Origin of the sequence: Bacillus sp. EB600 (assembly GCF_024494385.1) — a bacterium.
GTDB lineage: Bacteria > Bacillota > Bacilli > Bacillales > Cytobacillaceae > JAEVLT01.
Window position 1 is genome coordinate 1 of sequence record NZ_JAEVLT010000069.1, and the last position, 8,388, is coordinate 8,388.

Below are 8,388 nucleotides of genomic sequence, written 5' to 3' on the forward strand. Positions count from 1 at the left end.
AGTTTAAGTAGAAATCTTCACAATCTTTTCTTTATCTTAAAAAAATCTAATCTTTTAAATGTGTTGGAGCGTTAAAAAAACGCCTTCTTATTCAAGAAAAGCGCCCGATTGTGGAAGATCGAAGTTTTGTAAAGTTGCAAAAGAAGCAGGAAATCATTAACTAATAAATTTCCTGCTTCCGTTATTTATGGCTATCTGTGATACGCACTCTTCATTTGAGATGGTACGGTTCACCATAATTAAGCCGAAATACCACTAAAGACAAGCCATGCCTAAAACAATGAAGAGGATCATTGATTGGCTCTCCTGTTTTCTTTATACAGTTTCTAGTACTATAATGCTAGTTCCAGTTTCTATGACTTGGTCTTTATCTTTACGTACAAACAAAACAATAATTATAAATATGATAATCAATATAATTAATTCCATTAGCACACCCCTTTAAAAAATATTATTAAGAGGGATGTCCTATTATGTACTTTGTAATGAGGACAAATTTATGCTTGTTGGCGACAAATTTGCTAAAAAGTATCGGAATGCGTCACCATACCAATGGGCCGTAAGATCTTAGTTTTTGAAAAGGGCTAACGATAAGAGCGAACGCGCTTTAAATGATGTGATTCGCCCGTTCTAATAAATCTCCTTTACTTTTGAATTCAAATCAAATCTACAAAGATTTAGACTTAAGCTAATGAAGGAGCTACTATAGCAAGTATAACTAACTTATTTACGGAAATGTATGGAATCACAGTGAAGAAACGGAACTATAAAAAAGTAATACTTTAAGTCTCCTTTCCCCAATAAAGTAATTTGGTATATACTTTAAAGAATTCAAGAAAACATGTACGGCAATATATATGATCAACTACTGGAAAGTCATTTACCATTAAAACGTGGCCTTCCCGAAAATATTTTTCACAACAGGCGCATCTTTTCATAACCTTCAACGTCCACAACCCCTATTTTAACTTCATATAAGTACCATTTATGTTATGTTCCGCTTTTGTTATAGGACTAGACATTTGTCCTTTTAAAATCCATTTTAGGGTAAAGGAAGAATTGAAACACAGAAGAACATGTCCCTTTTAATAATTCTGGAATTTTAAAAGTAAGCGTCAAACTATTCCCACCTAGTTTGATGCTTACTTTTGATCAATAAAAAAAGCTGCAGACGCAGCAGATACTCTTGATACTTTTCAACTATAGCTACCCTTTAGGTGAAAAAGCCCCCTCACTTTTATTGTACATTTTCATCGTAAGATGAATTAGTAATGGATATAAACGACTATAGCTTTTTTCCATTCTAACTCTTTGATTTTTTGTTCTGTTTTTTCATCAATGATTTTATTCTGCTCATCCGTTGCATACTTTTGATTAGGAAATAATTCATCAAACATATCATCTGCTAACTTATCGAATAACTCGTCTCCATCTTTTTCTCTAAGGTAGACACACTCATCATCAACCCAATATTCATCAACAATAATTTGTGATGGATACCCCATTGTGTATGAATAGTCAGATCCTTCATCCGGGTACATAAAAATCAATTCTCTATCTGGATTTTCTTTTAACTTTTCGATTAACTCTTTAGTTTTATCCACTTGTTTCACTCCTTGTTTACGACATCTTTTGGATCAAATAAGACATTTATGAGTCAAATTACTAGTTCAATCTGTCCGTTAATAAACAAAAGACCTGAAATTCACCCAATGTAACAAAACCTCTATTATGTTACATTCGGTTTTTCACTTGTAACACAAAAAAGCTGCATACGCAGCTGAGACTTTTTAAACTCCTCTTAGCTTCTAATTGTGCCACATCTATTGGGTTCATTGTATTAATAACATTCAATGGTTTATTAAATTTGATATAGGGGTAGCGTCAGGAAAGTGCAAATAAAAAAGCCAAGGAATATTGTGTTATTCCTTGGCTTTTTTCATAATAAATGATTATTTACAAAGAATATATCTACACCATGTAAAAATACTCTTTGGAGGTTAACCAATTTGAATGAACATTACACTCAACTTACTTCGGCTGAAATAGCTTCTATTTGGACTAGCTATATGAATGATAGTATGTCCAAATGTATTCTAGCTTATTTTCTAAAACATGTAGAAGATGAAGAAATTCGCACCGTTGTTCAATTTGCATATGATCTATCAGCTACTCATATTGAAAAGCTTACAACCATATTTCAAGAGGAACAGATTCCAACGCCAACGGGATTCACTTATGATAATGATGTGAATTTTAATGCTCCCCGTCTTTATACAGACTCTTTCATGCTAATCTATATAAATCATATGGCTAGGGTTGGAATGCTTGGATACAGTGGATTTGTTTCCATGAGTGCAAGGGATGATATAAGAAGTTATTACATTGAGGGTCTGTCAGAGACATCACAATTGTTTGACTGTAGCTCAAAAGTGCTTCTTTCAAAAGGATTATTTGTTAGAGCTCCTTATATAGCCTATCCAACCAAAACGGACTATATAGACGCTAAAAATTATTTAAGTGGACTTAATCCTTTTAGTACCAAACGACCGTTAAACGCACTTGAAATATCCCATTTGTTTATGAATATTCAAACGAATATTATGGGGATGAAATTAGCAATTAGTTTTGCCCAAACATCACCAAGAGAAAAAATTCAAAAATGGATGTTAAGGGGCAGAGATATTTCAAAAAAACATGTTCAAGTATTTACAAAAGCACTTCTTGATAACGATGTACAACCGCCTGTTTCGTCAGATAGTGCTATTACTAATTCAACAACTCCACCATTTTCGGATAAATTAACAATGTTCCTCATGGCTTTTATGAGTGCAGCAGGAACAGGAAATTATGCCACTGCAGCAGCTGTAAGTCAAAGAAGTGACCTAATTCTAAATTATGAACGCTTATCACTTGAAATTGCTCAATATACAAAAGACGGTGCTGACATAGTAATTGATAACGCATGGCTAGAGCAGCCGCCAGGAACACTTGATAAAGATCAACTCACAAAGAAAAAAGGATTGAATGGTTAATTCATTAATCTTTATTCCAAAAGGTACCTTTAGTGGGCTTTTTATTCGGGTATAAGATGGAGGTGTAATAGCACTATTCCTTATATTCAAAGCTATCTACATAATTAAAATAATTGAGAACTGTTTAATAATGTCTCTAAAAACTTAAATAATAATTTCGTCAGATTTGTAAAAATTAACTGTAGTGTTGTTACTAAACACTAAACTCAATGTGGAGGGATGTATTTTGAATCTCCTTATTCGCTTATTTCAAATTTTATTTTTTATAGTTAGAAAAGCATTCTTAATAAGTTCAAATAAATTTCGGTTTAAAAGCTTGTTAAGAACACCTTCCTTGATATAAGCAATAAGTAAGTAAAATCTACTTCTCATTGAAAAAGAAAAAGGCAAGCATATAATATGCTTGCCTTTTTAAATCACAGTTTTAAGAATTTTCTTAACGTTGTATATCTGCATTTGCCTGACGCTCCCCCTTTTATAAATAATTTTTGTGCTTTTCTTTCAATCTTTCCACAGTCTTTTGATGAAACTTCATAAATCTTGAATAAAGCTCATAAAACAGCCAACTAACCGGGATAAAAATTAGAAAAGCCAATGACTGAAACCACACCGCGCAAATCAGACTATAAACTGAAATCAACATGAAAGTCCAGAAAGCAATTTTAATATAAATCTTGTTTCGTTTTGCACTTCGCTCTGCTCTCTTTAAAGTATTTTTAAAAATCCTTTCTGATTTATTCACTGGTCTCCCCTGCCTTTCTAGTTATTTCTCTGATATATTCAATACTGTCACTCTTCCAACCTTCACCCTTCACATATAAAAACTTTGTCCTGACAAATACATGATCTGTATTACTTACACCGTTAAAACTTATAGTTAAATCAAACTCATTCATAAATTCAGCTTCGTTCTTGCTTATTTTCCGCTCAAAACTGTATAGATTAGCAGCTCAAGTTTGAACTTCTGTGCTGCTTTCTGAAGCTCCCGACGTTAACCAACAAAAGGCAGGAAAGCCCTACCTTAAATTCGCTGCACGCGACCATTGAATCTCTCTTTCCAATAGTCTTTCGTCATATCTTCAATCGCAACACCTGTTGAGGTTTGTGCTCCTATGAATTTTCCATTTCCTATATAGATACCGACATGTCCATCCGGTTTATAAGTATCAAAGAATACGAGATCGCCTGGCTGCATTTCATTAGGGGATCCTTTCCCATTTTGTATTTTTCAAGCTTAATAATTGATATTTTGCTGGCTTTTTTCGTTATTTCTACTGATGTGGAAATGGCATTAGCAAAAGGGCATAAAGTATATGATGTTCATGTCCATGTTGAACCTAATTAATTCCATAAAATAAAAGCTATTAATCATGATTTTGAAAAAGATTGTTTAAAGCAACACTTTTGATTCACATAACATACTGCTTTCAGAAAAAAGGTTGATAAAATAATATAACCGGGAAATATCGTTAAATTAACATTTTTCTCAAAATCATGAGATTATTTTTGTTTAAAATTCTTAGAAATTACCAATCTTTTGTAATAGGTCTTGAAACAAAAACTAATTGACAATGATTCTCATTATCTATAAAATTATGTATATAATATTCAGTAGATTCAAGGGGGTAACACCATGTTAAACATGTTATATGGTTTAAAAGACATTCATACTGTTATATCCAACCACCGAAAACTTGGCGGAGCTGTTGAAGCAGATAACATTCGTTTATCTTCAGGTGAAACCTACCATAATCCGGTATTTACGAATGTTGACATGTCTAAAGGTCAATATGTTTCCCTTGGCTTTATTGATGAAAACGGAACAAATATTATTATTCATGTAGACCAAATTGCCGTTATTAAAGGATTACAGCATAAATTAATATGCCAGCTTAATAATCTGCACGTAAAACAATTATTACTGCATGATGCCATCCAATACTTACAAAAATTATGCCAGGTAAATTCCGGGTTTATCACAAATTCCTTTAAGAAGGAAGCACTTAAACTGGTGAATGATATCAGTATAAATGAGCTTAAAAACCACAATGTGTCCCTTCCGTTCCCTCTTGAAGAAAAGATTATCCCAATAAACGACCGGATATATGCATAAAAACGAGGTTCCCGGAGGAGCCTCGTTTTTTACGAAAGAATTTCGGCTTGGCAAGCTAACCGAAAACCGTTATATATTTCTTCCCTTAACTTTTCTTTCTCTTTTTCATTTGGCTCGGAGAGGACAGTGCCATTTTCAATGATTTTGACCGTACATGACCCGCATGTTCCCTGGCGGCATTTGTAGCTTAATGCGTTTTCCTGACTTAATGCAGTATCCAGCAGTTTCCCTTTAACAGGCTGAATTTCAAATCTTTTTTCATTTTGCTGCAAAACAATATTCTTAAGATATTGTGATTCCTTAGTGGATTTGCTGGATGTTAATACGGTTTGTATTTTCATTCTTCCCGGAATGAGGGATCCAACCGTCCATACTCTATTATCCATTTAAAACCATTAATCCTTAGGGTCTTCCAGCGTACAAATAGCTGATGGGCGCTTAATTCGCAACACAGCTGTTTCATAAACACGGAATGGATGATTCATTCCTTCATCTCCCAGGTATGCTGTTTCAAAATCCTCTGAAATGGCAAGATCCAAATTGTTTCTTCCAGTATTAACAAGAACTCCCGTTTTTCCTTTTAAGACAGGTGATTGAAAAACTCCATCGGTTACAAGTTCCCGAACATGCTCAATTTCAAGAACGTTTGTATCCTTATGTACACGGTGCAGCAAGGAATATAGCTCAGGAGATAGCACCAGGGCAAACGGACCGTTTTGGTTCATTTCAAGCAACTTACTTCTTGCTTCGACAACATCCTGAAAGGCATTCCCTGATTCATACCACTCCCCAATTAAATGTGTCAATCGGCCCTGTACATTCATAAGACCCGGGATATCAAATTCTTTCGATCCGTGAAAAATCATCTGGTCCTCTAAAATGGCTACATCACGGGCCGCATTTGCAGCTGGTGAAAAGTCTATCGGGATATTTAAAACTTTCGCCTGCTCGAGATCACGCCAGTATAAAACGAAATCTTTATACAGCATGGGGATCGTATAATTTACCCGTTTGCTTATTTCTATTTCCGGATCAAAGGATCCTTGGAAATCCATTTTTGCTTCATAGTTTTCCATAAAAATATCATTAAAAATGCTTTGTACGCCCCTTCCAAGCGGACCGTACAACTCAATGAAGCGCCGTCCTATCAATTGTCTTCTCGCAGCTTCAATGACAGTTTGCTCTAATCTCTCCAAATCTTGATTTGTTAATGGTAAATCCTGTGAATAAGATGAATAATTCATTTTTTTCCTCCCTTTTCCCTTATCGGATTAAACTCCCTACAGTAAATCCCTTTTCCTTTTTTATTGTATTGATGGTTTGTGCAGAATCAGAAACGGGTTTAGCCAAATGATCATGGTCTTCGTCATGGTGTGCATGCGGGTCCATGTATTGATGATCGAACCGTGCATTTATTTCCATTAGCATTTCTTTTACTAGTTGATAATCTTGGTATGAAACATCTCTCATTTGCTTCAATAGAGTACTTCGCTCGGTATCTGTAAATCGAAAGAGTGCTAAATCAAGATGCTCTACGAAATTATGCAATCCAAATTTTTCAAGGTTTAATTCCTGTAAAAGTCGATTAAACTCATTGTTGGTTGGCACAAAATCGTTCTCTTCTTTTTCTTGTTCAAATTTGCCGATCAACGGGATCAGCTCAGCTAAACGAGACAGCCGCTGTTCTTCCTCTTCGGTGATATGGTGATAATAAAGGCGTTCGTGTTCATCAGCAGCATTTTGGATTACTGGATCAAGTATATTGATAAATTTTTCGATAGCATCCCTAGTCGTTGTAAAAATACGAAAAAGTATTTTTAATTCCTCTTTCAAGTCCTGCACCTCCCTTTTTTAAACTAAATTCCATTATGTCCAAATATTCTCTTTCCAATAAGTTTTATCCTGTTACTTTTTAGAAAATTCTAACCTCTTATGATATTGATTGCATTGCAATATATAAATAGCATGTGAATTAACGTTTTAAAAAAATTTTCAGAATCATATGTTGACAATCAACTTAAATTTAAACCTACAGTAATAAGGAAATTACCTATAAAATACCAATTGCAACCGGTATTTTTTATGTATTACTAAATAGATAGGTTTAAGCTGTCAAATATGAATAATAGCTATTAAAAATCTAGTTGCATCATATACATAAATCAAATAGAAATTGAAAGCGAGGTTATCAGATTGTTTGTATGTAAAAAGCATGTGAAGGACGCCCTTAAAAAGTTTAATGTTCCTTATGTCACAAAACTAAACCAATTTACATGCACATGTTCAATATGTAACCAAAATGCGGAAGTGAAAATTTTCTATTCAATGCCTTATTCTAAGAAAAACGGAAAAGCAAACCAAAATTGTCCAATAAATCTAAACCCATAAAAGTAGTATATTTTAATCCCAAATAATTTTTAATTTCAAAAATAAAAACTCGTCAAAACCGACGAGCTTTTGTATTTACAAAACAAATATAATTGCTTTTTTGGCTTCAAAAATCAAATTTGAGCTTAAATTTAATTACAAAATTCATTTTTAATTAACTACCTGCATTAATTCGTAAGTCTTATCAAATTTACCTAAAAAATAAAAAAGTAACCTGTCCACCTAAAAATTCGTAAATTGCTCTTCGTATCTATTTCCCTGCGTTTTCTTCAACATTTCAGAACGCTATAGGTAGCGATTATTTTTACATAAAAAAAGAGCCGACTATTTGTCATGACCCTTGTTAGTTCTTCGGTTTTTCTCTTATGTGTAATTTTTTCTTCGATAAAAAAACAGATTCAACGTGTTACATGTTTCAAGACGTGCTTCATGACAAATGCATAAATAATTGCCGTTGCACCTACAAAAGCAAAAGTCACACATAACACCTTCCTTAATCGAGCATTATTTACTGATAATGATTTTCATTATCAATAAAGCTTTAACATGGGCGATAGTCACTTTCAATAGAAATTCTACTAAAAAATATTAGATTTATGTGATAAATCAGCTCAAAATACGTATTTGGTAAAAATCGATCTTATACTTCGAAAATCCATGAACTTTCGGTAAATTGTAATTCAACTAAAATAATTACATTTTTGTTACTATATTCACTTAACTAGTTTTTACTTATAATTATTTACTCAACTTTCGCACCTAGAAAAATGTAACGAATTTAAATGGCTGTAAAGTTCGGATCCTTCGAAATATGGTGCTTGACCTTAAAAATAGGCATTAAAAAACACCTCG

General features: G+C 33.4%; 7 protein-coding genes and 1 pseudogene. 3 read left to right on the forward strand and 5 right to left on the reverse strand.

Annotation, left to right across the window (positions count from 1 at the left end; genetic code table 11):
- Positions 1 to 1,265: 1,265 nt before the first annotated feature.
- Positions 1,266 to 1,604 (reverse strand): hypothetical protein, encoded by a 339-nt coding sequence (locus JN080_RS27765; protein WP_256239186.1) that lies wholly within the window; start codon positions 1,602 to 1,604, stop codon positions 1,266 to 1,268.
- Positions 1,605 to 2,009: 405 nt separating this feature from the next.
- Between JN080_RS27765 and JN080_RS27770 the strand changes: the two genes are divergently transcribed.
- Complete coding sequence (locus JN080_RS27770) at positions 2,010 to 3,035, forward strand: DUF3231 family protein (RefSeq protein ID WP_256239187.1); 1,026 nt, start codon at positions 2,010 to 2,012, stop codon at positions 3,033 to 3,035.
- 1,021 nt (positions 3,036 to 4,056) lie between these two features.
- Here JN080_RS27770 and JN080_RS27775 read toward each other — a convergent pair.
- Positions 4,057 to 4,242: pseudogene (locus JN080_RS27775) on the reverse strand (C40 family peptidase); the annotation flags it as partial.
- A 12-nt stretch (positions 4,243 to 4,254) separates the two neighbouring features.
- Here JN080_RS27775 and JN080_RS27780 point away from each other — a divergent pair.
- Together JN080_RS27780 and JN080_RS27785 are read left to right on the forward strand one after the other, a co-directional pair.
- On the forward strand, positions 4,255 to 4,380 hold the full coding sequence (locus JN080_RS27780; RefSeq protein ID WP_256239188.1) for a hypothetical protein: 126 nt from the start codon (positions 4,255 to 4,257) through the stop codon (positions 4,378 to 4,380).
- A 288-nt stretch (positions 4,381 to 4,668) separates the two neighbouring features.
- Positions 4,669 to 5,148, forward strand: a complete 480-nt coding sequence (locus tag JN080_RS27785) for a hypothetical protein (protein WP_256239189.1) — start codon at positions 4,669 to 4,671, stop codon at positions 5,146 to 5,148.
- A gap of 29 nt (positions 5,149 to 5,177) precedes the next feature.
- On the opposite strand, the gene JN080_RS27790 is transcribed toward JN080_RS27785, so the two are convergent.
- Genes JN080_RS27790 through JN080_RS27800 form a run of 3 tightly spaced genes read right to left on the reverse strand, consistent with a single transcriptional unit; the run spans position 5,178 to position 6,981 of the window.
- Positions 5,178 to 5,534, reverse strand: coding sequence for a 2Fe-2S iron-sulfur cluster-binding protein (locus JN080_RS27790; RefSeq protein WP_256239190.1), 357 nt, complete (start codon positions 5,532 to 5,534; stop codon positions 5,178 to 5,180).
- A gap of 9 nt (positions 5,535 to 5,543) precedes the next feature.
- Positions 5,544 to 6,392, reverse strand: coding sequence for a family 1 encapsulin nanocompartment shell protein (locus tag JN080_RS27795; protein WP_256239191.1), 849 nt, complete (start codon positions 6,390 to 6,392; stop codon positions 5,544 to 5,546).
- Between the two features lie 19 nt (positions 6,393 to 6,411).
- Complete coding sequence (locus tag JN080_RS27800; protein ID WP_256239192.1) at positions 6,412 to 6,981, reverse strand: IMEF encapsulin system ferritin-like cargo protein; 570 nt, start codon at positions 6,979 to 6,981, stop codon at positions 6,412 to 6,414.
- Positions 6,982 to 8,388: the final 1,407 nt, after the last annotated feature.

What these genes read in the sequence shown, in the direction of transcription:
- JN080_RS27785 (WP_256239189.1), top strand. Translation starts at nt 4,669, where the DNA reads ATGTTAAACATGTTATATGGTTTAAAAGACATTCATACTGTTATATCC.
- JN080_RS27795 (WP_256239191.1), bottom strand. Translation starts at nt 6,392, where the DNA reads ATGAATTATTCATCTTATTCACAGGATTTACCATTAACAAATCAAGAT.
- JN080_RS27790 (WP_256239190.1), bottom strand. Translation starts at nt 5,534, where the DNA reads ATGGATAATAGAGTATGGACGGTTGGATCCCTCATTCCGGGAAGAATG.